At 48.1% G+C, this 24,918-nt stretch carries 28 protein-coding genes; 7 read left to right on the top strand and 21 right to left on the bottom strand.

The window, feature by feature from the left end:
- The first annotated feature begins 49 nt into the window (after positions 1-49).
- The gene (locus FTU86_RS07940) at positions 50-625 is read left to right on the top strand and encodes a xanthine phosphoribosyltransferase (RefSeq protein ID WP_005182137.1); all 576 of its coding nucleotides are present in this window, start codon (positions 50-52) and stop codon (positions 623-625) included.
- Positions 626-841: 216 nt separating this feature from the next.
- Entirely contained in the window at positions 842-1,222 is a 381-nt protein-coding gene (locus FTU86_RS07935; protein WP_160241632.1) for a hypothetical protein, read from the top strand.
- A gap of 57 nt (positions 1,223-1,279) precedes the next feature.
- Here FTU86_RS07935 and FTU86_RS07930 read toward each other — a convergent pair whose 3' ends face one another.
- Both FTU86_RS07930 and wrbA read right to left on the bottom strand, forming a co-directional pair.
- The gene (locus FTU86_RS07930; protein ID WP_180048386.1) at positions 1,280-1,462 is read right to left on the bottom strand and encodes a hypothetical protein; all 183 of its coding nucleotides are present in this window, start codon (positions 1,460-1,462) and stop codon (positions 1,280-1,282) included.
- 297 nt (positions 1,463-1,759) lie between these two features.
- On the bottom strand, positions 1,760-2,356 hold the full coding sequence (wrbA, locus tag FTU86_RS07925) for an NAD(P)H:quinone oxidoreductase (RefSeq protein ID WP_104470746.1): 597 nt from the start codon (positions 2,354-2,356) through the stop codon (positions 1,760-1,762).
- Between the two features lie 112 nt (positions 2,357-2,468).
- Here wrbA and FTU86_RS07920 point away from each other — a divergent pair, with 112 nt between their 5' ends.
- Entirely contained in the window at positions 2,469-3,716 is a 1,248-nt protein-coding gene (locus FTU86_RS07920; protein WP_005182132.1) for a YihY family inner membrane protein, read from the top strand.
- Positions 3,717-3,758: 42 nt separating this feature from the next.
- On the opposite strand, the gene yddG is transcribed toward FTU86_RS07920, so the two are convergent.
- The 7 genes from yddG to FTU86_RS07885 form a co-directional block, all read right to left on the bottom strand.
- Positions 3,759-4,649, bottom strand: a complete 891-nt coding sequence (gene yddG, locus FTU86_RS07915; protein WP_160241633.1) for an aromatic amino acid DMT transporter YddG — start codon at positions 4,647-4,649, stop codon at positions 3,759-3,761.
- A complete protein-coding gene (locus FTU86_RS07910; RefSeq protein WP_127799009.1) occupies positions 4,649-5,563 on the bottom strand; it encodes a DMT family transporter in 915 nt (304 codons plus the stop codon). The genes yddG and FTU86_RS07910 overlap by 1 nt, the downstream gene beginning before the upstream one ends.
- Positions 5,564-5,721: 158 nt before the next feature.
- Complete coding sequence (locus tag FTU86_RS07905) at positions 5,722-6,126, bottom strand: biopolymer transporter ExbD (protein WP_005182129.1); 405 nt, start codon at positions 6,124-6,126, stop codon at positions 5,722-5,724.
- Positions 6,126-6,749 carry a MotA/TolQ/ExbB proton channel family protein gene (locus FTU86_RS07900; RefSeq protein WP_005182127.1) on the bottom strand — a complete coding sequence of 208 codons (624 nt, stop codon included), beginning with the start codon at positions 6,747-6,749 and terminating at the stop codon, positions 6,126-6,128. Before FTU86_RS07900 ends, FTU86_RS07905 begins: the two co-directional genes overlap by 1 nt.
- Before the next feature lie 20 nt (positions 6,750-6,769).
- Entirely contained in the window at positions 6,770-7,555 is a 786-nt protein-coding gene (locus tag FTU86_RS07895) for an energy transducer TonB (protein WP_016659573.1), read from the bottom strand.
- A gap of 206 nt (positions 7,556-7,761) precedes the next feature.
- Positions 7,762-8,628, bottom strand: a complete 867-nt coding sequence (gene purU / locus FTU86_RS07890; protein WP_005182122.1) for a formyltetrahydrofolate deformylase — start codon at positions 8,626-8,628, stop codon at positions 7,762-7,764.
- Positions 8,629-8,698: 70 nt separating this feature from the next.
- On the bottom strand, positions 8,699-9,409 hold the full coding sequence (locus FTU86_RS07885; protein WP_005182118.1) for a TetR/AcrR family transcriptional regulator: 711 nt from the start codon (positions 9,407-9,409) through the stop codon (positions 8,699-8,701).
- A gap of 115 nt (positions 9,410-9,524) precedes the next feature.
- On the opposite strand from FTU86_RS07885, the gene FTU86_RS07880 reads away from it, so the two are divergent.
- From FTU86_RS07880 to FTU86_RS07865, 4 genes are all read left to right on the top strand, one after another.
- Complete coding sequence (locus FTU86_RS07880) at positions 9,525-10,988, top strand: coniferyl aldehyde dehydrogenase (protein WP_005182115.1); 1,464 nt, start codon at positions 9,525-9,527, stop codon at positions 10,986-10,988.
- 164 nt (positions 10,989-11,152) lie between these two features.
- On the top strand, positions 11,153-11,389 hold the full coding sequence (gene rpmB, locus FTU86_RS07875; protein ID WP_000048256.1) for a 50S ribosomal protein L28: 237 nt from the start codon (positions 11,153-11,155) through the stop codon (positions 11,387-11,389).
- 16 nt (positions 11,390-11,405) lie between these two features.
- Positions 11,406-11,561: a 50S ribosomal protein L33 gene (gene rpmG / locus FTU86_RS07870; protein WP_003654787.1), complete on the top strand. Its 156-nt coding sequence runs from the start codon at positions 11,406-11,408 to the stop codon at positions 11,559-11,561.
- A 147-nt stretch (positions 11,562-11,708) separates the two neighbouring features.
- On the top strand, positions 11,709-13,427 hold the full coding sequence (locus tag FTU86_RS07865) for a cation:proton antiporter (RefSeq protein WP_075167257.1): 1,719 nt from the start codon (positions 11,709-11,711) through the stop codon (positions 13,425-13,427).
- A gap of 60 nt (positions 13,428-13,487) precedes the next feature.
- Here the strand turns inward: FTU86_RS07865 and FTU86_RS07860 are convergent, their stop codons facing one another.
- The 12 genes from FTU86_RS07860 to FTU86_RS07805 all read right to left on the bottom strand — a co-directional run bounded on the left by FTU86_RS07860 (position 13,488) and on the right by FTU86_RS07805 (position 24,891).
- The gene (locus FTU86_RS07860; RefSeq protein WP_005182110.1) at positions 13,488-13,766 is read right to left on the bottom strand and encodes a hypothetical protein; all 279 of its coding nucleotides are present in this window, start codon (positions 13,764-13,766) and stop codon (positions 13,488-13,490) included.
- 102 nt (positions 13,767-13,868) lie between these two features.
- On the bottom strand, positions 13,869-14,372 hold the full coding sequence (locus FTU86_RS07855; RefSeq protein WP_160241634.1) for a DUF6586 family protein: 504 nt from the start codon (positions 14,370-14,372) through the stop codon (positions 13,869-13,871).
- A 178-nt stretch (positions 14,373-14,550) separates the two neighbouring features.
- A complete protein-coding gene (locus tag FTU86_RS07850; RefSeq protein ID WP_005182105.1) occupies positions 14,551-14,802 on the bottom strand; it encodes an RNA-binding protein in 252 nt (83 codons plus the stop codon).
- 92 nt (positions 14,803-14,894) lie between these two features.
- The gene (locus FTU86_RS07845) at positions 14,895-16,886 is read right to left on the bottom strand and encodes an ATP-dependent helicase (protein WP_180036657.1); all 1,992 of its coding nucleotides are present in this window, start codon (positions 16,884-16,886) and stop codon (positions 14,895-14,897) included.
- A gap of 68 nt (positions 16,887-16,954) precedes the next feature.
- On the bottom strand, positions 16,955-17,308 hold the full coding sequence (locus FTU86_RS07840; protein ID WP_160241636.1) for a hypothetical protein: 354 nt from the start codon (positions 17,306-17,308) through the stop codon (positions 16,955-16,957).
- 48 nt (positions 17,309-17,356) lie between these two features.
- A complete protein-coding gene (locus FTU86_RS07835) occupies positions 17,357-18,496 on the bottom strand; it encodes a glycerate kinase (RefSeq protein ID WP_160241637.1) in 1,140 nt (379 codons plus the stop codon).
- A gap of 56 nt (positions 18,497-18,552) precedes the next feature.
- Complete coding sequence (locus tag FTU86_RS07830) at positions 18,553-19,311, bottom strand: hypothetical protein (RefSeq protein WP_152342203.1); 759 nt, start codon at positions 19,309-19,311, stop codon at positions 18,553-18,555.
- A 4-nt stretch (positions 19,312-19,315) separates the two neighbouring features.
- Positions 19,316-20,119, bottom strand: a complete 804-nt coding sequence (locus tag FTU86_RS07825) for an NYN domain-containing protein (RefSeq protein ID WP_160241638.1) — start codon at positions 20,117-20,119, stop codon at positions 19,316-19,318.
- Positions 20,120-20,212: 93 nt separating this feature from the next.
- Positions 20,213-22,849: a type I DNA topoisomerase gene (gene topA / locus FTU86_RS07820; RefSeq protein ID WP_005182090.1), complete on the bottom strand. Its 2,637-nt coding sequence runs from the start codon at positions 22,847-22,849 to the stop codon at positions 20,213-20,215.
- A 33-nt stretch (positions 22,850-22,882) separates the two neighbouring features.
- Entirely contained in the window at positions 22,883-23,332 is a 450-nt protein-coding gene (locus tag FTU86_RS07815) for an ammonium transporter (protein ID WP_005182089.1), read from the bottom strand.
- Positions 23,333-23,402: 70 nt separating this feature from the next.
- Complete coding sequence (locus tag FTU86_RS07810) at positions 23,403-24,425, bottom strand: hypothetical protein (RefSeq protein ID WP_180036658.1); 1,023 nt, start codon at positions 24,423-24,425, stop codon at positions 23,403-23,405.
- 220 nt (positions 24,426-24,645) lie between these two features.
- On the bottom strand, positions 24,646-24,891 hold the full coding sequence (locus FTU86_RS07805; protein ID WP_005182087.1) for a SlyX family protein: 246 nt from the start codon (positions 24,889-24,891) through the stop codon (positions 24,646-24,648).
- Positions 24,892-24,918 lie beyond the last annotated feature (27 nt).

Here is a 24,918-nt window from a genome sequence, read left to right as displayed (position 1 = left end):
TTAAAATACGCTTTTGCTTTAAAAAGCACCTGCTGTTGAGGATTCTCCCGTGCACGCACTAGAACAGAAAATCTTAGCTGAAGGTATCGTTCTGTCTGAAGAAGTTCTGAAAGTCGATTCTTTCCTAAACCATCAAATTGATCCGGTCATGATGCAGCAAATTGGTCAAGAATTTGCGCGTTTGTTTAAAGATGCCGGCATCACCAAAATTATTACCATTGAAGCATCAGGTATTGCACCGGCAGTCATGGCAGGTTTAGAGCTGGGCGTTCCCGTGATTTTTGCACGTAAATATCAGTCTTTAACCCTAAAAGATGACCTGTATCGCTCTAAAGTGTTTTCATTCACCAAACAGGTTGAAAGCACCATCGCAATTTCAAACAAGCACATCAGCTCAAGCGACAAAGTACTGGTGATTGATGACTTTCTGGCCAATGGTCAGGCGGCTTTAGGTCTGGCTGACCTGATTCATCAGGCCCAAGCGGAAGTGGTCGGTATTGGTATTGTGATTGAAAAATCCTTCCAGCCAGGTCGTGACCTGCTCCTGGAAAAAGGCTACCGGGTTGAATCTCTGGCGCGTGTGAAGTCACTGGCCAATGGTACGGTTGAATTTGTTCGCGACTAAGACTTCGCCGGCAATTTATATCTAAAAGAGCACTCAGGTGCTCTTTTTTTATGGCGATGTGATTTACAAAATTCTCTACCACGCTCCAGACCGAATGGCTTAGCATAAGCCTAACGGCAAATTCTGAGCGTTTTGACCAAGGTCAGCTAACGCCTTTTGTCCTAAGCTATTGGCTCTTTGGATTGACCCAGCATTTTTAGAAGGCACTCTACACTCATGACACAAGACAATCCGTTGATGGAACACAGTATCGTCTGTCCGAAATGTGGCTCAAATCAGGTTGAAAAGCGCAACCATGAACAAAACTTACAAAAAATTGGCGGAGTATTGCTCGGGTCGGCCGGAACAGCAGCCGGAACTGTCGGCGGGGCCGCCTCCGGTGCCTCTTTAGGCGCTGCCATAGGCACCGTGGCCGGACCGTTGGGGGTGATTATGGGCGGTACCATTGGTACCTTTGTGGGTGCAATTAGTGTTGGGATCACTGGCGGCTTTTTAGGGCATCGCTTTGGTAAAAAAGCAGGTGTAATTGTCGACCAAAATATCTTTCTTGATTTTCATTGTCTGAAATGCAAACACCGCTTTAAAGAAAAACTCTAACACCTTTGAGGTGAGGTCGATGGAGGGTGCGAGCTCACCAACGGAGCACCGCATACATTACTTCTGTGTCGGGGCGCCTTGTTCAGTCGCCGCTGGCTCTTTTGAGCTGGCCTGATCTTTGGCTTTGGTTTGTGCTTTTTCTTCAGGATAATCCGGATGATGCACCACGCTTGCTACTGCATTGGACAGCACCAGACTTAGACTCAGCATACTGAATCCCATAACGAACCACATTTTCATCTCGTATTCCTCAGTAGTTTGGATTTTTCTCAGTGTGCATGACGGCAAGGTGCTCTTTTCCTCCACAGGAAAGCACCCAACCGATCATGAATAGGGAGAGAACCATCACAGCATAGGCTGTGTATAGAAAGACTATTAGACGCCGAATCGGGGTGGCCAAAATCACCAGAAGCAGTCATTTTCACATGAAATTCATTTAAATTAACAATCAAAAAAGCGGCATCAACAGCAGAAAGCCATTAACGGATCTGAGCGCTATTTTGGCCTTGCTGCTGTTAATTTTTTTAAAGCTATTTTTTAAGCGCTGTGCAGTTTTTTCACCACGTCCGCTAAACGTAATCCTTGCGCTTCACAAAGTTTCTTTTCATCCTGACTTAAGCTCTGGTCATGACGCGGGCCGCTGACATGCGATGCTCCATACGGTGTACCGCCGGTTTTGGTATTGGATAAAGCCGGATGGGCATTGCTGAGTCCCATAATCATCATGCCATGATGAAATAACGGCGGCAGCATGGTCAGCAAGGTACTTTCCTGACCACCGTGCTGTGAACCGGAAGAAGTAAATACACAGGCCGGTTTATCATGCAAAGCGCCGCTCAGCCACAAACTGGTGGTCTGATCCCAGAAGAATTTCATTTCCGAGGCCATATTGCCAAAACGGGTCGGCGAACCAAGCGCAAGACCAGCACAGTTGGCCAGGTCATCCAGGCTACAGTAAATATCACCTTCGGCCGGAATACTCGGCTCGGCAGTTTTGACCACCGCGGCAATATTCGGTACTGTACGTATTTTTACCGCTACGCCTGCTGCCTCTACCCCGTTGGCAATCAGATGGGCCATTTCACGGGTGCTGCCATATTTGCTGTAATACAGAACTAAAACATAGGGTTGCATAATGTTATCTGTAGAGTAAAAAAGAAAACTATACGGTATTTTGCTGTATTTTTGGTTAAGCTGGCACAGGAAAACACAGAAAGATCACTAAAAAAATCGAGACTTTAGCCGCATGATTGTTGAGTATTTAAAAAAGCTGCCCTTTTATGACCACCAGTGGTTTCAATTCGTGCTGTTTGTATTACGCCGTTTTGAAGCAGACCGCTGTCGTGAACAGGCCGGCTCGCTCACCTATACCACACTGTTTGCGGTGGTGCCAATGCTGACGGTTTTTCTGGTCATCATCTCCTCGATTAAAGCTTTAGAACCGGCGCGTCAGCAGTTACAGCAGCTGATTTACAGCAACTTTCTGCCCAAAACCACCATCGCCTTTGATAAGGCCCTGAATGCCTTTACCGATAAATCCAGCAATCTCACCATTATCGGGATTCTGTTCCTGTTCATTACCACCGTGCTGATGCTGACCAGTATCGAAACTGCCTTTAACCGGATTTGGCGAGTGAAAGAAACCCGAGGCGGGATTATGGGCTTTATGCGCTACTGGACCATTATTTCGCTGGGGCCGATTTTACTTGGCAGCGCCTTTGTGCTGTCATCTACCGTTGCCTCGATGAATGTGCTGAGCAATAACTTTGCCGGTTATGAGGTCAACGGTGCTTTTATTCTGTGGATCATTTCCTTTTCCCTGACCATTGTCGGCTTTTTTATTCTGTACTGGACCATTCCCAACCGCAATGTGCCGATTAAAGCCGCGCTGATTGCCGGCGTCTTTAGTGCGGTGGTGTTTGAGGCATTAAAAAACCTGTTCGGCTTTATCATGTCGAATTTCACCAGTTATGAAATTGTCTATGGCGCCTTTGCTGCCGTGCCGATTTTCCTGCTGTGGATTTTTCTGTCGTGGAATATTATTTTGCTGGGCGTGGAAATCAGCTTTGCCCTCACCGCTTTTAATTCCGGCAAAGACCAGAAACGCCATCCGATGATTATGCTGCTGGACCTGCTGGAGCTGTTTTATCAAAAGCAGAAAAAAGGCGAAAGCGTGACCGAGCAGGAAGCACTGGAAGTATTGGGCCGCGATGAAATTGGCCGCTTACCAAATTATATCTGGATGCTGGAGCAGCAAAACCTGATTAAACGCACCGATAACGATGAACTGGTGCTGGTACGGAATTTATCGCAGGTCAATTTCTGGAGTTTTTATACCCAGCTGCCTTATCCGCTGCCGCAGCGCAAAGATGTCGGCAATATTCATCCGGATGATGAATGGATGCAGAAACTCGGACCGGCACTGATTGAAGCTGATGACTATCTGGCAGCCAAGCTGTCGATTCCATTGTCGAAAATTTTTGAAGAAAAATAGAGGTAGCACTGCTGATCTTTAAGGCCGGGAAATAAGCGCCAGCTAAGCGGAAATTTCGCTGGTGCTTTTCCAGCAGATCAGCGCACCCAGACTGACCAGACTACAGCCGAGCCAGAACACCCAGCCAGGCTGTAGCTGCAACAGCCACATCGAGATCAATGAAGACAGCACCGGAATAAAATAGGTGGCCAGAATTAGCAGCTGAATACGACCAAACTGAATACTCTGGTTCCAGTTATGATAGGCCATCCCAATCAGGGCACCGGCCAGCACAATCCATCCCCATAGCGAAAGGCTTGGCCATTGCCATGGCTCATCCAGTCCTACATGCAGCGCCCACAGCAAACCCGCAGTCACCACAAAAAACAGTGACACTGCATTGCTGCCTTGGGCATAGGCTCGGGTCAGCGCCCCGTAGCAGGGCCATAACAAGGCCGCTAAAAATGCCAGACTATAAGCCAACGGATTTTCCGTCAGTACGCTCCAGAGCTGGGCCAAGTTCCAGATCTCCGGATTGACCACCAGCATCAAGCCCAGTACGGCCAGCAAAAAGCCTGGAATTACCGCCCAGTGATAACGCAGCTGTTTGGCCAGAATCGCCAGCACAATACTCAGCGGCGGCCACAGATAATTGATCATGGCAATCATCAGCACCTGTTCGCGCTGTGTCGATAAAGCAATCGACAGCAGGAACAGAATTTCATAGCTGACAAATAATGCCCCACTCCCCCAGAGATAGATTTTCGGCATCTGGCTAAGTTTGGGCCAACCTTGGTGCAGCAGAATCACCAGCGCACTGACACTATAAATAAGCGCAAGTGCCAGCACCGGACTGAGCTGCTCACTAATCAGCTTGACCACACCTACTAGGCTGGCCCAGATCAGCAGTGAGCTCAAGCCCAGTGCAGTAAAGCGTTGTGATTGGCTCAGCATCAGGCCACGCGCCGCTTGAACCAGCCCTGTGCGCTGACCATAACCACGCCCAGCATCACCAGGATAGCACCCATAATAAAGCTGTGTTCCAGTTGCTCACCCAGCAGCCACACGCCGAACAGCACCCCAAATAATGGGGTTAAAAAAGAAAATACCCCCAAGCGTGAGGCCAGATAGTTTTTCAGTAACCAGAACCAGATTAAATAACTGGCAAAAGAAATCAGAATGGCATGAAACAACAGGCTGCCAATAGCGACCGGACTCCAGTGCACCACCGCCTGTCCGGACCAGTAGGCCAAAGGGAATAGCACGATAAAACCGCCCAGCAGCTGATAGAACAAGGTTTGGGTGGCTGGTGCTTCGGCCAGCGGGGTTAAGCGCACCGCTATGGTAGTGGCCGCCCATAAAATACCGGCACATAAAGCCAAAAAGTCGCCATAGAGCATGGAACTGGTTGCGGCACTGAGCTGACTGTCACGCCCCAAAAAAGTCACCACAATGCCCAGAAAAGCCAGCAGAATACCGCTCCATTGCAGCAGGGAAAGCCGTTCACTGGGCAGCTTCCAGTGCAGGCCTAAAGCCACAAAAATTGGCGCGGTATACAGCAGCACCACGGTATGGGAGGCCGAGGTAAAGCGGATGGCTTCAGCCAGCATAAAAAATTCGGCGGCAAATAGCAGCCCGACCAGCAAGCCCGGATACAAATACGTCGGTGTCCATAAATGCACACCTTGAGCCAGCCGGATTAACGGCCAGACCAGCAGCGCAGAAATCCCGGAACGCAGCGCCATTTGCATTAGCGGTGAAATATCAGGCGCGGCAATTTTCAGCACCACCTGCTGCAGTCCCCAGAAAATACACAGCACAAACATTATGCTGGCTGCTCTGGCATCCAGTGCCTGTCGTTGTTTCACCAAAATTCCTTGAAAATTCTCGTTTTTCCCTAGCCTACCTTAATTGAATTGGCAGGCATTTAAAATATGTGCTGCACGCTTTTCCTGCAATTTACACATAAACAGCTGCCATAAAAAAACGACCCGTGATGGGTCGTCCTGAGTCTGGCCTGTCACGTTTAGTTATCGCTGACAAAGGCAATATCACTGAGTCCGGCTTCACTCGCACGTGACATTACCTGGGCAACGGTATCATAACGGGCATCTTTGTCGGCACGTAATTGTACCGTTGGCTTACGTTCCTGCTCGCCTGCCGCATTTAAACGGTTTTCCAGCTCATCCAGACTGATGATCTGATCATCCCAGGCCACTTCACCCGAAGCATTAATGCTAACGGTAATCGCCTGTGGTGGTGGATCAATAATTTCTGCCGTGGTTTCTGGCAAGGTTAATGGTATTGATGGGTTGGCAACGGTCGCTGTCACCAGGAAGATGATCATCAAGACCAGCATAATGTCGATGAGCGGAATGAGGTTCATCTCATTCATGCCGCTATCGTTGTCTTCACCCAATTGAAATGCCATTAAGCCTGACCTCCCACTAAACCTTGCTGTGCAGTTTTCACTTCAGCCTGAGCGGTCGCAGAATCCTGCTGTAGCATGGTGTCAATTAACAGGTTGTGTGCATGATCTTGCAGCTCATGTGACAAGGTCCGGTTAAAACGGCTACAGATGTTATAGGCAATAACTGCTGGAATCGCGACAGCCAAACCAAAACCGGTCATGATCAGTGCTTCACCGACAGGCGTCGCCACTTGGGCAAGGCCAGCCTGACCGCTTTTACCCACCGCTACCAGCGCGTGGAAAATCCCCCATACGGTACCAAACAGACCGACAAACGGTGCCAGCGATGCAATAGTTCCGAGTACCGATACGCCTTTTTCTGCAGAGGCTTTTTCTGCCGAAATCTGGCGTAACAGCGCCTGCTCTGCCACGGCCTTGCGCTGTTCAAAACTTAAAGGCGCAAATTTGGCTTTCAGGCTGTTCAGCGCTTGAGCGAGTTGAGCATAGGCTTGCTGTTTAAGTTGGCGGGTGCCCATCAGACGCAGCACAAAAATTGTCCAGGTCGCAATCGACATTGCCAGCAACACGAAATACAGTGTTTTGCTGACTGCATCTGCATGTTGCCAATAAACTGAAAAGTTCATACTCGAACTCCTGATTAAAGTTAGCCGTTAGGATTCAATGTCAATTCAAAGGGTTGCTCAGCACGAATTGGATAAGCAACGCCATTTTCCTTGTACGGTTTGAATTTTGCACTACGCACTGCGCGTAAAATCTTTTCATCTAAAGCAGCAATGCCGCTTGAACGGGTAATCCGCGCACTGGTGATTGAGCCTTTTTCATTGGCTTCAATTAAGACCACCACGCTACGGGTTTCACCCTGTAAATCTCGGTTGGTATACGATGGTTTTGGTGAGCGGCTCCACTGCACGCCCGAACCCCCAATGGATACCGATTTGGTTGCTGGCACAGCCGGTGCAGGCGGCGCTACTGGCGCAGGCTGTACCACCGGTTGCGGTGCCGGTTTCACCACTTTGGTTTCAGAAACCGTGGTGGTAACCGTTGGGGTTGGCTGCGGCGTTGGCTCAACCGGTTTGACCACAGGTTTTGGCGCTTCGGCCTTTTTCACCTGCTGGACTTTTTCCACTTTTTTCGGTGGTGGTGGCAATGGTTTTTCAACCACTTTCACTTCTTTGACTTCTGGTGGCTTAGGCTGTGCCGGTTTTGGTTCTGCTTTTGGTTGTGGCGGTAAAGGTTTTGGGGGTTCCTGAATTTTGACAAAGCGGACTTTTAGCGGCTCCTTGTCAATCGGTTTCAGTTCCGGTGATTCCATCTGGCTAACCGCCCACAACACCCCGATATGGCCAATAACCACGGCCACCAGTGCAGACAGCACTTTCTTTTTCATGGGATGAGGAGATTGCATCATGGGAGTAGAAGATGGACTCATTAAACTCAGTTACCTTAAAGAGGTGATAGCCAGTTTCAGATTTGACCTATCAAGCTCATCGGTTAGCACAATTAAAGTACCGCAATGATAAATGAGAAGTGTTTTCATTTGCAACAATTAATTTGGCTATTTTAATGGCTTTTTCAAATAATCAATAAAAAAGGCATACTAAAAGTATGCCTTTAAATCTGGTGATTCACAACAACTTATTGGAATACCACTGTTTTATTGCCATCGACAATAATCCGGTCTTCCAGATGCCATTTCACTGCACGCGCCAGCACGTTACGCTCCACATCCTGCCCCAGTTCACGCAGCTGCTCGACAGTAAAATCGTGGCTGACACGCTCCACATCCTGCTCGATAATCGGGCCCTGGTCTAAATCCGCGGTCACATAGTGCGCAGTTGCCCCAATCAGTTTCACGCCTTTGTCATAGGCTTGCTGATACGGGTTGGCGCCAACGAAAGCTGGCAGGAAGGAATGGTGAATATTGATCACTTTCATTTCCCATTTGCTGACAAATTCTTCATCCAGAATCTGCATATAACGTGCCAGCACCAGTACATCATTGCCCTGCATCAATTCATCAATTTTGGCATAGGCTTCGCGTTTATTTTCCTTGTTAACCGGCACCACTTCAAATGGAATGCCGAAGTTCTCAACCGCTTCACGTAAAGTTTCGTGATTCGACACCACTTTGGTGATTTCACACGGCAGACCACCACGCGCATGACGCCATAACAGTTCCAGCAAGGCATGATCGACTTTAGACACTAAAATACCGACCTTTTTCACATCGGCCACCAAGGCCAGACGCCATTGCATTTCATAACGCTCGGCCACATTGCTGGCAAAAGTCTGGATCAGGCTTTCACGACGGCTTTGCAGATGATCCAGCTCGAATTCAACGCGCATGAAATAACGCCCGCCCTGAGCTTCAGTCGCGTATTGATCAAGTGCGGTAATATTTGCTCCCTGATGATACAAAAAGCTCGATACAGCCTGCACGATACCTGGCTTATCCTCACAAGTAATCAGTAAACGTGCAGTATTCGCAGTCGTCATATTCATGTTGGTTTATATCACTAATCAGTTAAATTGAAAAAATAAGCCGGCTATTCTAGCGCGTTTCCTTAACAGACTAAATAGGGGAATCAGTTTCTGTATTCTTGCTTGAAGATAAGCTGGCAAACAGTTCCGATGAACCCAGGGTCTGTAACAGGCCTTCATAGGTTTGACGGCTTTCACCACGCAAATACGCCCCTTCCAGGAATACCATCTGACGCAGCGCCTGCCAGACCCACTTCTCTTCCAGCGTATTCGAGTCGGTAATATGCCCCGACATATACAGGAAGTTGGTCCAGTTGGTCAGCACAATCCACAGGTTAATAATTAAGGCTTCAATTTCCGAGTCGGTCATTTCCATTAAACCGGCTTCCACGAAAGCTTTATAAATTTTTTGTCCCTGCTGCATCACCTGTCCGGCAAAACGCGGATACATTTTGCGGAAATCTTCGTTATTTTCCACCAGATGATAGACATCCCGATGCAAAAAGCGGTAGTTCCATAACTGGCTGCTAAGGACCTGAAAGTAATGAATCTTATCGTTGGCATCCAGCGGACGGTCATCTGGCAAGGCCAGCATGCTCAGGGTTTCGGCCTGATACTGCTCCATCAGCTCTTTAATAATTTCGTTTTTATTGCGGAAATGATAGTACAAATTACCCGGACTCATGCCCAATTCAGCTGCAATATGATTGGTCGTCACGACACGTTCGCCACGTTCATTAAAAAGTTGCAGGCTTAACTGCAAAATACGTTCTTTGGTTTTCACCGTTTTCGAGTGTGACATCCTAAAGTAACCATTCTTTCAAACTGTTAAGAAACTAACAGATAAAGTAACTTGACTATTTAGAGTAAATACTCTAAAAACTAAATTAATTGATTCAATCGAATGGTAACACGCCATGAACAGTCAAACAAAAACAACTTCGATGACCACTCCCGACAGCACGCCCCATAACCTTGATGCACAACGTTTACATGATGTTCTGGCCCTGCAGAAATACGCCTATCAGCGCTATCCGCTGCCAACCGCCAAAGAACGGATTGACCGTCTGGCACGGTTAAAACGGGTGCTGGTTAAATATCAGGATCAGTTTGCCGAAGCAATTAATGAAGACTATGGTAACCGTTCGATGGGCGAGACCAAAATTGGCGAATTACTCACCTGCCTTGAACATATCAAATACTACAGCAAAAACCTCAGTGGCTGGATGAAACCATCCAAGCGACATGTCGGAATTATTCATCAGCCGGCCAAAGCCTGGGTGCAATACCAGCCTTTGGGTGTGGTCGGCATTATTGCACCGTGGAATTATCCGCTGTTACTGTCGGTCGGTCCGTTAATCTGCGCTTTAGCAGCCGGCAACCACGCCATGATTAAAATTTCCAGTGCCTCGATGCATTTTGGCCGCGTGCTGGAAAATGCCATTGCTGAAGCTTTCCCGCAGGAACTGGTGGCGGTCATTACCGGCGGCGGTGCGATTTCCGATACCTTTAGTCATCTGTCCTTCGATAAAATGATTTTTACCGGTTCGACCAATGTCGGTAAAACCGTGATGGCGGCGGCAGCCGAAAATCTGGTGCCGGTGATTTTAGAGCTGGGCGGTAAATCGCCCGTGCTGGTGCATCCATCAAGTGATATGGCCGATGTTGCCGAGCGGATTGCGGTTGGTAAACTCTGGAATGCCGGACAGACCTGCGTGGCACCGGACTATATGTTCCTGCCTAAAGGCAAAACCGCCGAATTCCTGGGTCATTATGAACAATATATTAAGCAGATGTATCCAAGTCTGCGCGACAATCAGGATTACACCTCCATTATTAATGACAAGCAGTACAACCGGCTGCAGGGCTATTTAGACAATGCCCGTGAACAGGGCGCCCAACTGATTGAAATCAATCCGCAAAATGAACTGCTGGACGATGTACGCAAAGTCGCTCCGACCGTACTGACCGGGGTCACCACCGAAATGCGCATCATGAAAGAGGAAATTTTCGGACCACTGCTGCCCATCATGGAATATGAACAAATTGATGATGTAATCGAGTTTATTAATAGCCGTCCGCGTCCACTTGCATTATACTACTTCGACTTTGATCAGGCGCGTGCCGACTATGTCGCACAGCGTACCCATTCAGGGCATTTCGGACAAAACATGGTACTGACCCATGTCGCACAGGATGACTTACCATTTGGTGGTGTCGGTGCGTCAGGGATGGGCAAATATCATGGTCCCGAAGGATTCTTCAGTTTGTCGCATGAACGCTCGGTGATGTCTAATCCGAAGCTGTATAGCTTGAAATACATCCTGCCGCCGTTCAATAAGCCGATTCACAGACTAATTTCAAAGATGCTTCTTCGCTAAATGATCAAGGCATGAGCTATTAGCATGGCTCATGCTGCGTTTTCCTGAAAATCGCTTGTCTTTTAAGCGCATTTTTGGTATAAAACGCCCCTTGAATGAATTCATCCGTTTATTTTTGACTGGCCATACAGATTTGCTGTTGGCTAAATCAATGGAGTTACACCATGTCTAAGGTTTGCCAAGTTACCGGCAAGCGTCCAGTCGTTGGTAACAACGTCTCACACGCCAACAACAAAACTAAGCGCCGGTTCGAGCCGAACCTGCACCACCACCGTTTCTGGTTAGAAAGCGAAAAACGTTTTGTACGTCTTCGTTTAACCACTAAAGGTATGCGTATTATCGACAAATTGGGCATTGAAAAGGTTGTTGCTGACCTACGTGCTCAAGGTCAAAAGATCTAAGTAAGGAGTCAGGACAATGCGTGATAAGATTCGCTTAGTTTCTACAGCTGGTACAGGTTATTTCTATACCACGACTAAAAACAAACGTACTATGCCGGAAAAAATGGAAATCAAAAAATTTGATCCAAAAATCCGTCAACACGTAATCTTCAAAGAAGCTAAAATCAAATAATTTTGGCTTTTTGAAAAAAACGACCTCTCTGCAGGTCGTTTTTTTTGCACTTTTTTTCTTCCAGTTGTTAAAATTTCCTGATCTTTTCAATCTGGCACTCTCTGTGCTTGTCTTTTTTACCCTTAACCTTGGCTTAAGGAGTTGTTAGTGCCGCATGATGTAGAACTTATTATCTTATTGGCTGTCGGCTTTGGACTGGCCTTACTGTTCGGCTATATTGCCGCCCGTTTACGTTTACCGCCCCTGATCGGTTATCTGGTGGCCGGTATCCTGATTAGTCCAAATACGCCCGGCGTGGTCGGTGATATTCACCTGGCCAACCAGCTGGCTGAACTGGGTGTGATGTTCCTGATGTTTGGCGTCGGGATGCATTTCTCGCTCAATGACCTGATGCAAGTCAAACGGATTGCCCTGCCCGGTGCCATCCTGCAGATTACTGTCGCCACTTTACTGGGGATTGGAGTCTCGATGATGTGGGGCTGGAGTTTCGGCTCTGCACTGGTGTTCGGTCTTAGCCTGTCCTGTGCCAGTACGGTAGTTCTACTCAAAGCACTGGGAGATCGCGGCCTGCTAGACTCGGTCAACGGCAAGATTGCCGTGGGCTGGCTGCTGGTCGAAGATCTGGTGATGGTACTGGTGCTGGTACTGTTACCGGCTACTGCGGTCCTGTTGGGTGGACAGGCACTTGCCGGTAGTGCAGCTGATGAAAACATCTGGCTGACACTGGGCATTACCCTGTTAAAAGTCACCGGCTTTATTGCCTTTATGCTGATTGTCGGAAAACGATTGGTACCCTGGATTATGCAGGTGGTGGCGCGTCTGGGTTCCCGTGAACTGTTTACCCTGACTGTGGTCGCGGCGGCCGTGTCAATTGCCTTTGGTGCCTATAAAGTCTTTGGTGTGTCGATGGCACTGGGCGCCTTCTTTGCCGGTATGGTGGTGAAAGAGTCTGACTTTAGCCATCGTGCTGAAGAAGAAACCCTGCCGCTACGGGAGATTTTCTCGATCCTGTTCTTCGTGTCGGTGGGGATGCTGTTTGACCCGCGGATTCTGCTGGAAGAACCGCTGCATGTGCTGGCAGTGGTCGGCATTATCATGATTGGTAAAACCATTGCCGCCATGGCCCTGGTCCTGTTCTTCCGCTACCCGATTAACACTGCATTAACGGTGGGTGCTTCACTGGCGCAGATTGGTGAATTCTCCTTTATTCTGGCCACGCTCGGCGTATCGTTACAGCTGCTGTCTCTAGAAGGTCAAAACCTGATTCTGGCCGGTGCCCTGATTTCCATTACCTTAAACACCTTCCTGTTTTCGGCGATTGAACCGGTACAGCGCTGGATTCGCGAGCGCTCACATCTGGCCCGTTTGCTGGAACGCAGTGGCGACCCGCTGGCGATGTTACCCGATGAAGTTTCACAAGATTATCTGCGGGATCAGGTCGTGATTATTGGCCATGGTGAAGTCGGCCGCCGTATTACCAAAAACCTGATGGCGGAAAATATCAAGGTGGTGATTGCCGAAGAAAACCGTGAGATTGTTGAAAACCTGCGGGAAAAAGGCATTGCTGCGGTATCCGGTGTGGCTACTGAGCCCGGAGTACTGATTCAGGCACATATTCAGCATGCCCGTTTACTGGTGATTTCACCGATGGACATTATTGATATTCATAAAATTGTTGATATTGCGACTACTTTGAATCCGCAAATTCAGGTGCTGATCTGCGCGGAAAGCAAAGAAGAAGCCGAAGTCATTCGCCGTGACAATATCGGTGAGGTGTATTTTGCCAAAGAAGAAATGGCCAAGAACATGAGCAATCATATTTTAAACCAGATTGAAATTGCCCATCATCAACCACCCTCACATTAAGCCTCAGGCACAAAAAAGCGCACCTTCGGGTGCGCTTTTGCATTCCAGAGCATGAGCCGACTAACTCAGATACTTCGGCTGCTCATCAACCACTTCGGCCTGCCATTCATTGACCTGCTTTTCCAGCAGCCCGAATAATGCGGCCTGAATCATGTGCTGGGCGACAATTGGCGTCTGATCTCCCAGCAGGGCTTTGACTTCATCATTAAACTGGATTTTGACCAGAGGTTCCTGTTCTGAACCAGCATTACGCAATGCCAACTCACCACCTTCAAGCTGAACCAATTCCAAAATCGCGTCCTGATTTCCAAATAAGGCTTTTAACTGTTCTATAGACATAATTCCTCCATGTTCAACATGGTGGCAAAGATGGACTCTTTGCATCGCTTAGATAGTTAATATGATGTCAGGTTTTCAGAATTCAAGGGACACTGGTCGGGTTTAGAATTCCACCATTTCATTTCTGAAACCATCAATTAACTGCATCAGCTCACGATGCCATTCACGCAGGATTTTGGTATCTGGCAGCCATGCTTGCGGGGTTTGAGTGACTTTAATAATCAGGTTCGATGAAGTCTCACCTTCCGGTTCCGGTGCGCTTGGCTCCGGCGTATACTGACAAAGACGATAAGCGCGTTTTAATTCAGCAATAAAGCCTTCTTTGGCCAGTTTTTGCAGAATCACCACTTCAGGCGATACCTGACCTTTGGCCGCCATCGCTTCTTCAATTGATTTTAAAGTCGGCTGCAGCTCATTCAGGCGGTAGTAACGCACCAGTTCCTGCAAAAAGGCCAGTACAGCACCATGCAGATGAAACACCGCTGCTTCGCGATGTGCCTGCGCCTGCTGGATATGTTCGGTTTGTTCGGCTTGCTGACATGAAAGACGGGCAAAATACAGTTTTTGATTGGTACGGTCGGCATGAAAGCGAGCAACACGGGACATGAATAGCGTTCCTAAATTTTGGCTTTTATTTCAACATTAAGCTTAAACGCTCTGCGTCCAAATGCCCAACAAAAAATACATATGAGCGCTATCATCAGCATCGATATTTTCTACGATAAGTTTAAATAGAGAAAAATGCAGCGCTAAAAAAGGAGCCACTAAGGACTCCTGTTGATGTTCAAGCTTTCGGCTTGTCTTCCGCAGCTTTAACGCGAATGCCAGCACCTTTGACTTTCAGGGTATTCAGGCCCTTAATCGCTTTGACGGCTTCACGACCATGCGGCATTTCCACAAAGCCAAACCCTTTGGACTTGCCACTGTCAGCCTCTTTAACAATCACCGCAGATTCGACTGTGCCAAACGGCTGAAACAGCGCCAGCAGTTCAGCATCGGTGATAGAACGCTCTAAATTACGTACAAGAATTTTCATTTACTTTTTCCAAATAGGCCAAATCATCCAAAAGCATGCGCCTACTCTACTCTGGAGATTGTGCATCAAGCTGCACAACACATGACTCTAGTTTAATCGAGATCAATCCCAAAATCTAAACAAATCTTCTGGCGTTCGATCAGTGCACTTTTAACAGTTTGTTCACGGGTTTTATAATGGGTTTCACTTTGACACAGGTTACGGGTCAAATCGTTCAGAAAATAGCTTTCCACAGTACGTCCCTGTTCATCGACCGTATCTCTGGCCCACCAGCTGATGTTCTGCTTGGTCAGAATCAGCTCGTTTTGCGCCCGGGTTAAAGCCACATACAGCACCCGGCGTTCTTCTTCAACTTCGTCAAAATTCCCTTGCGCCCGTGCATGTGGATACTGCCCGGCAGTGACATTGGCCACATAGCAGACCTTCTGCTCGGTACCTTTGGCCGAGTGAATGGTAATGAGCGTGACCACATCATCATCTGACTGACGCTCAATTTCACTAATTGAAATTGGATCGAGCACATATTCTTCCAGAAACTCGCTGAGCTGACCGTGTTTGCTGGCCAGCTGCTTGACCAGATCAAAATCTTTAAGCCGTTTTGACCAGTCTTTTTTGGCGTAATTCTGTTCCAGCTGCTCCACCAGTGCCTCAATCGCCAGACTGACACAGACGTCGACTTCCTGTTTCAGTACCGCCATTTGCTTCATAATCAAAATGGTTTTATCCGGAATCCGGCCAAATTTCTCCAGCTTTTCCGCAATCTGCTCCATTTCCGGATTCAACAATAACTGCTGTGCCAGTTTACTGGCACCGACATCTCCCACGCCATTCCACAGGGTCAGAAAACGCATCCAGGCAATATCATCGGCCGGATTGGCAATGACCCGCAGCAGACTGAGCAAATCCTTAACGTGTGCCGATTCCAGTAATTTCATGCCGCCAATAAAACGATACGGAACATTGGCGGCAATAAAGGCCGCTTCAATATGCCGCGCGGCAAAACTGGAACGCACCAGCACCATATGCTCCTGCCATGCTGCGCCCTGGATAAAGTGACGCTCTTTGATATCAATGGCAATCCATTTGGCTTCATCAAACTCATTCGGAAAAATGTGCATGCGCGGTTTTAAGCCGCTGCCGCGATATGCCTCCAGCCGTTTGTCATAGCCGATCGGACTTTGATCCAGCAACCAGTTCGACAGGTCCAGAATTTCCTGGGTTGAACGATAGTTGCGCTCCAGCTTATAAATCTGGGCACCCGGAACACGTTCTTTAAAGTGATGAATGTTTTCAAAGTCTGCACCACGGAAACCGTAAATCGACTGCGCATCATCACCAACACAGAACAGCTGCACCCGCTCTTTTAACGGCTCCAGCAAGGCCCATTGCAAAGGATTGGTGTCCTGCATTTCATCGACCAGCATGTGCTGGCACAATGATGCGACATAATCGACCAGCCCCTCTGATTGGGCCAGCGCCGAAGCGACAATTGCCAGAATATCGTCATAATCCAGAAAATGACGCGCCTGCTTGCGCGCTTCATATTCTTTCATGATCTCGGCAATCTGATCTTTATAATCCAGACATTCCGGCAGCTGCTTTTCCAGGGCAATACTCAGTTTTTGCCGGGTATTGCGGGCAAATGAATAAAGATCACATAGCTGCTGCGGCTTGGGCAAGGCATTTGGATTTTTCTTGTCATCTTTACCACGCAGTAAACGAAACATCATGATCTGGTCATCACGATCAATAATCGAGAACTGTTCCAGCCCAAAGGCTTTTGGAATCCGGCGCAGCAGATACATACAGAAGGTATGGAAGGTCGAAGCACGCAAGCCCTTGGCCTGCTCGCCCAGCGCCAGTTCGACCCGCGCTACAATTTCGGCAGCGGCACGGCGGGTAAAGGTTAAAATCTGAATCTGGTTGGCCGGAACGCCCTGATCAATCAGATAAGCCGCACGCGCCACAATGGTTTTGGTTTTGCCACAGCCTGCCCCAGCCAAGACCAAACTGTGCTTTGCTTCAGTGGTGGCTGCATTTTTCTGTTGGGGATTTAACTCGTCGATGAGCTGTGCAAGTGACATACCAAATCATTTCTCGAAAATTCAAAGCGAGATCTTATCATAAGCATCCCATCAACATAAAAACTAGCCTATTTGTAAACCCGGATCGTTTTCGAATTGAGTACTTCGTATTGCAGCCCCAGCTGTCTGGTCGTTACGTCCAAAAATTCAAAAAAGTTCGAATTGCGTAAATGAAGGGGAAATTGATGATTCATATCGACATCTGAATCCACAATCAGCGTGACCTTCTTTTCAATTGCCAGCAGATTTTTTAAAACACTCAGATGCATCTCATCAAAATGAAAAGACAGTACTCTCGGCTGTGAGTACTGCTGTACAGGATTTTTCCTGAGATAATTTTGCATATTTTCGCGGTAGGCCGATTTTGCAAAACTGTGTACGGTGATGCAGCTTAATATCAAAACCAAGATGATCTTTTTCATAATTTCCCTATTTATCATTTTTTTAAACCCTATTGGCATCTGGGTTTATCACGCTTTCTTTAGCGATCGCATGACATTTTCGACGCTGTCGGTTAAATTATTTTCCGCATTTCGAATCGCATCTTCTACTGAAATATCAGGTAGATTAATGCCAATAATCTGTGTAAATCCCGCCTCTAGCAGTGGCTCAATGCCTTCACCGATCATTCCTGCAAACGCATAGACCGGTTTATTCAAGCCTTTCGCAACCTGTGCCACACCAAATGGGGTTTTACCCATGAAGGTCTGCCGATCAATTTTCCCTTCGCCGGTCAGGACCACATCGGCCTGTGTAATTTTTTCAGTCAACCCGGTTTGCTGAATCAGCAGTTCAACACCTGACTGAATTTTTGCGCGTGCAAAAGCAAGCAAGCCAAAGCCCAGTCCACCCGCTGCACCGGCCCCGGCCTGATGTTGCACATTAACCCCGAGCGTTGTTTCAACCAGATTGGCAAAATAACCCAAGTTCTGATCGAGAATTTTGACCAGCTCCGGTGTGGCACCTTTTTGCGGTCCAAAAATGGCCGAGGCACCATATTCCCCACAGAGCGGATTATTGACATCGCTGGCAATCAGCATCTCGGTGGTTGCCAAACGGGCATCCAAAGCACTAAGGTCAATCTCGCAGATCTGCTTTAAATTGCCGCCACAAGGTTGCACCTCCAGGCCAACCTGATCTAAAAATTTCACCCCCAACGCCTGCGCCATTCCACTGCCGGCATCATTGGTGACACTGCCGCCCAGTCCAATCACGATTTTAGACACGCCCAGATCCAGCGCCTGGCGGATCATCTCGCCAGTGCCATAAGTAGAAGTAAGCGCCGGATTGCGCTGCGCCAACGGAATAAGATGAATACCATTGGCCTTGGCCATTTCAATGACTGCAGTTTTGCCGTCGTCAATCAGGGCAAAGTAGCTTTCAACCTGTTGCTGCGGCAAAGGACCGCGTACCCGACACGAAACTTTCTGCCCGGTACATGCATTTAACAGGGCATCGACGGTGCCTTCACCGCCATCGGCCAGCGGTACCAAGCGACAGATTGCATCCGGAAACTGCCGCAAGATTCCGCGCTGCATGGCCTGGGCGGCCTGTACTGCGCTCAGGCTTTCTTTAAAGGAATCTGGTGCAATCACAAAACGAAGTGGCATGTGGTTTATCCCCAGCGTGGGTGTCCATTGTGGATAAGTGTTGACTTATCCGCATATTAGCGTAGCCAGCCAATTTCCGCAGCGGTCAGGTCATTAATGACGGTGTATTGCAGGCTGTCCGGCATTTTGCTGGTGCTGCTACTTAGCGGAATATGCCCGCCCATTAACTCAGCTTTCTGCTGTGGATAGCGTGGCTGTTGCTGCGGGTTGGCATAACCCAGCGGATAAATCGGCAGTCCGGTGGCCAGATCATATTTATCACGGGCGCCAAAAGCATGCAGTAATTCATGTGCCAGTACCACATGATTCTGCTGGTTCTGACGCTCGGCGGCAAACAGGTTAACCGAACCAATCCGGCCTTTTTCCAGCGCGGTAGAATGTTTTAAAGCTTTTTGATGAGCTGGATCATAATAGTTTAAATACAGGGTCACATGCGGTGCGCCATCAACTGACTGATGCTGACGCCAGGCATAAAACCGGAACTTGAGACTCCAGATGATGCTATCGAGTAAAGAAGCCTGTTCCGGTACCTGTGGCGGCAACTGTTTCAGTTCCCGGCCAAGCTGCAGATAAAAATATACCGGTTGCTGGCGATACTGTGCTGCGGCCTGCTGCAAATACTGCTGCACCGTTTGAAAACTGCTGTTAGACAGCTGCTGGATATAAAGCTGCGTGCTGTCCTGTCCATCAGCATTCACCGGATGCAAGAGCACCCGCACTGGTTTATTCCAGTCCTGATTCTGGTCACGATAGGCATTTACCGCCACAATGAAAAGAATCAGCAACAGGATCAGGATACGAATCTTTTTCCACATCGGCTTAAGCGCTCTGTTTTTTGAGTTTTCTCAGATACATCTGACTCATTTCAATTTTGGTTTCAAACAGATTCAGAGTTTTAATGAGTCCGGAAAGCTTGGCCCGGCCATAGTTTCTGGAATCAAAATCCGGTTTTACCGCGCTGATATATTGCCCAACCATACCCAGATTGGCCCAGCCATTTTCATCGGCATTGTCTTTGACTGCTTTATAAATCAGATTCAGTGTGGCGCGATCCATCATCTCCGCAGCCGGGTTTTCTTTCGGCGCAGTGCTGGATTTTAGCTCGGAATTTTTTGCACTTTCTAGGTTCTTTTTGTCCTGAACCGGGCTGATTTCATCTTCTTCGGCATTTTTCAGTTCATTTTCAGAGATCAGGTTTTCAATATAAATAAATTTATCACAGGCTTTTTTAAATGCTTCCGGGGTCGATTTTTTGCCAAAACCATAAACACTCAGGCCATTTTCACGAATCCGCGAGGCCAGCGGAGTAAAGTCACTGTCACTGGACACAATACAGAAACCATCCAGCGCTCCGGCATAGAGCAAATCCATGGCATCAATAATCAGGATCATGTCGGTGGCATCTTTGCCTTTGGTATAGGCAAACTGCTGTACCGGGGTAATGGCATGCGGCAACAGCACATCACGCCACTTTTTCAGGGTTTCACTGCTCCAGTCCCCATAGACCCGTTTCACGCTGGCAATGCCATATTTGGCCACTTCTTCAAGCACCGAAGCAATAGCGTGAATCGAAGAGTTATCGGCATCAATTAACACCGCAAATTTTTTTGTTTGGATATCCACCGGTTCCCCAAGCGCTTATTATTCAAATTTATTGTGGAGTTGATTTTGACATAAAAAATGCCGACTGATGTCGGCATTTTTTATTTTTAGCTTTTAGGCTTCAACCCATTTGCCATCCTGATATACCAGACTCCATTTGGTCTGCTTGCCTTCAGGGGTTTCAGAGCCAATATATTGCGCCTGATTTTTACGGCTGAATTTCACCAGAGTCGGGTTGCCTTCTGGGTCTACATCGGGTGCTTGCAAAATGAATTGATATTTTGGATCAAGCTGGTCAGCAACCGTACGCAGTTCCGCCACCTTCGGTGCACGGGTTTCACGCACTTTCGGGAACTTGCTGGCCGCCAGGAATAGACCGGCAGCGCCATCACGCAGGACAAAGAAGTCATCGTGCTTGGTCGAGCGTAAATGTTCCATCTTGATGGGGTCGACACGCGGCGGCGCAGGCTGACCGTTTTTCAAGACTTTACGAGTATTGTCACAGCTGGTGCAGGCAAAGTATGGACCAAAACGGCCAGTTTTCAGCTGCATTTCGCCATCACATTTATCACATGGAATGGTCGGGCCATCATAGCCTTTAATCTTGAACTCGCCTTCTTCCAGCTCAAAACCGGCGCAGTCCGGGTTATTACCGCAAATATGCAGTTTACGGCCACCATCAATCACGTAGCTATCCATTGCGGTTTCGCAAATCGGGCAGCGTTTTTTCGACATCAGGTCGGCGGTTTCAGCACTGTCATCATCTGACAGGGCTGCCAGAGATTCAACAGGTGTTAAATTCAAAGTGCCCTTACAGCGTTCTTTTGGCGGCAGGTTATAACCGGAACAGCCCAGGAATACCCCGGTAGTGCCGGTACGAATCTGCATTGGACGTTCGCATTCCGGACAATGCACGGCATCCACTTCCACCGGCAGGTTACGGCGCATGCCCTGTTCGCCCTGTGCATTGGTCAAACGGGTTTTAAAATCACCATAGAAGCTGTCGAGCAGATCTTTCCAGTTGCGTTCACCATCGGCCACTTTATCCAGCTGACCTTCTAAGTCCGCGGTAAAGTCGTAGTTCATCAGGTTGTTAAAGCTTTCATCCAGACGGTCGGTGACAATTTCACCCATCTTTTCCGCAAACAGGCGGCGGTTTTCCAGCTTGACATAACCACGGTCCTGAATGGTAGAAATAATCGCCGCATAGGTCGATGGGCGGCCAATGCCACGTTTTTCCAGTTCTTTCACCAGCGAGGCTTCGGTAAAACGTGCAGGCGGCTTGGTAAAGTGTTGTGATGGGTCCAGCTTTTGCAGTTTCAGCACTTCGCCGACTTTCACTGCAGGCAGCAATACATCATCATCAGACTTGTTCTGACCACGTACTTTGGTAAAACCATCAAAGACCAGGGTACGGCCTTTGGCTTTCAGTTCTACCCCATTGGCATTGACCAGAATGGTCGATGATAAATACTCGGCCGGAGTCATCTGACAGGCCACAAACTGACGCCAGATTAAATCGTATAAACGCTGGGCATCACGCTCGACACCAGCCAGGCTGTCGCCTTTCAGACCGACATTGGATGGACGAATCGCTTCGTGAGCCTCTTGCGCGCCGGCTTTGTTGCCGTAGCGGTTTGGCTTGGCCGGTAAATATTTTTGGCCATACTCGGATTCAATATGCGTACGCACCATATTCACGGCGTCATCACTCAGGAACGTCGAGTCGGTACGCATATAGGTAATAAAACCGGCTTCATACAGACGCTGTGCCAACATCATGGTTTTCTTGACCGAGAAACCTAGACGGGTACTGGCCGCCTGTTGCAGCGTTGATGTGATATATGGCGCACTCGGATTCACCTTGGTTGGCTTGTCTTCACGTGCAGCCACCGTATAATCTGCATCTTTAATCAGGTTCAGCAAGGCATCGGTTTCAGCCTTGTTACGCAGCTTTAAGGTCTTGCCATTTTGCTTGACTGCTTCCAGACGAATATCATCTTGTGCAGATTTGGTATCGGCAAATACCTGCCAGTATTCTTCCGGAATGAAGGCACGAATTTCACGTTCACGCTCTACCACCAGTTTGACGGCTACTGACTGGACACGACCGGCTGACAGACCACGGGCAATTTTTTCCCACAGCAATGGCGAAATCATAAAGCCAACCACACGGTCCAGGAAACGGCGCGCCTGCTGCGCATTGACTTTATTGGTGTCTAGACGTGCCGGATGCTTAAAGGCTTCCTGAATGGCATTTTTGGTAATTTCGTTAAATACCACACGCTGATAACGCGCATCATCACCGCCAATGACTTCTTTTAAATGCCAGGCAATGGCTTCCCCTTCACGGTCCAAATCCGTTGCCAGATAGACTTCATCGACCTGCGATGCCAGTTTTTTCAATTCAGCAACAACATTTTCCTTGCCCGGTAGCACTTCATACTGGGCTTTCCAGCCATGCTCCGGGTCTACCCCCATGCGGTTGACCAAGGCCTGCTGAGCTTTTTCTGCTTTTTGTGCTTCGGTCAGTTTGGCACGTGTGGTGGTTTTCTTTTCTGTACTTTTACTGGCGCCTGTAGGCAAATCACGCACGTGACCGACCGACGACTTTACAATGTAATTCGAACCGAGGTATTTGTTGATTGTTTTCGCTTTTGCAGGCGACTCCACAATCACCAAGGCACGCTTAGCGCCATCGGCAGATTTTGCTGTAGTGCTTTTCGATGTGGAGCGAGGAGCGTTCGCCATAGTTAACCGTAGTTCCTGTGAAAATGTTTTAAATTAAAGTTCAGCCAAAGAATGTAAATATGCCTTGATGTCATCCAGTTGGGTGGCTTTCAGATCAGCTTCTTCATCCCAATAGAGTCCTACACAGTTTGCCTGCATATCAATAGCATAAATGCCCTTTAATGCAACGGGTGTATGATTAAATTTTTCCTCACCATGCACCAGTTCAAGCTGCTGATCGACCACCCGGGCGCGCATTAACGGCAAGCGGGCCTCTGGAATCAATACGCTATAATAGGCCACCATACTGGCACGGCTTTCTGTGGCCATCGGAATTTTGGTCCAGTCCGGCGCAGCCACCAGACGCGGATGCAGGCCCATCTTGCGGGCTTTTTCACGCATCAGGCCGAGGGCTTTTTCTCTTGGACTGACACGCAAACCAAAAATCGAGCCCAGCACAAAAATGATGATGGCCAGTGCCACCCAAATTCCAGTATTTTCCATAGCTCAACCTTTATGTTCTTTTATTAGAGTTGCATAAGCGCCATATAAAACGCAAGTTTGCACGATAAAATTAATTCAGGAACATTTCGTGGCTATAGACCACTTCATGCCCGTTCCAGTAGATATAGCCTTTTTCCAGCAGTTCCTTGAGCAATAACCGCACGTCGGACTGGGGAAACATCTGTTCTAACAGGTCACGCAAGGCATAAATATCTTTGGGTTTATCGGCTTTCAGTTCGCGCAGTTTACGCGCCACTTCCAGCTGTACCGGATCAATCTGGTCAAAGTTTTTAAACAGCGGCTGCTGCGCACTTTGAATCGGCGCGGCGACAGAGTCCTGTTCAATAACAGGAGCAGCTCCGCTTTCTGTCGACTGTAACTGTTTTAAGGCCTGATCCAGACTGCTGGCCACCGGTGTTTTTTCAGCAGAGGCATTTAAATCCAGCTGAATCCACTGTTTCAGCACCTTCTTGCGAAAGGCAATTTGCTCATCATAACGCTTGATAATTTTCAGATTAATTAACAAACCGACCAGACGCTGGGCTTTTTCCGGCACCACCTGCAAAATATTGCAGAGAGAGTTTTTCAGCTTCTCGACCGTATTCGGTTTACCGCTCATTTTTGCCAGAGCATCGCAATATTTTTTGACCAGTTGCAAATACGGTTTTTGCTGGATGGTGGCAATGCTCGGCAAGCTGTATTTTGGCGTATGAAGTGGCTGTGCCGCATCTTCTGGCTGAATCAAAATCAGATGGGCACTGATATTCGAGGCCTGTAGCATCTGCACCAGAATATCGCTGCTGTCCTGGGCCGAAATAATTTCGACATGGCTATCTGGCTCAAGTAATGCCATTAACTGCCCGACCACCACGGCATATTCAAACTCTTTATGCGGTGCTTCCGGGGTGTCCAGTACCACCACCTGAGCGCTGTTCATCCAGCTGGCCAGTTCAGTCAGGTCATCCAGCGCGTACTCAAAGCGTCCGGCACAGTTAAACAGGTAGAGTGTCGAATAATGCTGCAGAATATCGCGCAGCAGTTGTGCCGTAGGCATATTCTGTTCAAGATCTAAAAGTACAACTTTCTGGGTCATGACAAAAAATAAAGGATCTGAGAGCCGAAAGTGGGCATTAGAGCCGGAAGTGAGATAAAGGTCAAATTTTTTTATTGTGGCGCTGTGATCGCTGCCTCAAAAGCGGCTGGAGCTAAACCGATCTACCAGTATCTTCTTTATATGGATACCTTAAAATAAACCCGCATTCAGGCTGCGGGTTTATCAATAGATTGTGCGGAATGTTCTAGCAATTGACAGATTAATAATGCGGCGGAATATTGGTCAGCGGATCGAAGGGAGCAATGCCTTCAGACAGGTCAGCTGACTCAACCCGTTGATAAAGCAGCTGCATTTGTTTCTTGAGGTCGGCAATTTCCAGATTCTGTTTAGTCACCTGCTCATTCAGCTGTTCAACTAAATCATCTAAAAATGCAATTCGGACTTGCAAATCTTCAATGGGTGCGGAAAATGACGCCTGATCATTTAGATTTTGTTGTTTAGTCATTTTAAATCCTCATTTGAGATTTTTCAG

Source organism: Acinetobacter sp. YH12155, from assembly GCF_013418255.1.
Taxonomy (GTDB): Bacteria; Pseudomonadota; Gammaproteobacteria; order Pseudomonadales; family Moraxellaceae; genus Acinetobacter; species Acinetobacter indicus.
The sequence above is the reverse complement of the archived record's forward strand: the minus strand, read 5'-3'. Positions and strand labels throughout refer to the sequence as shown.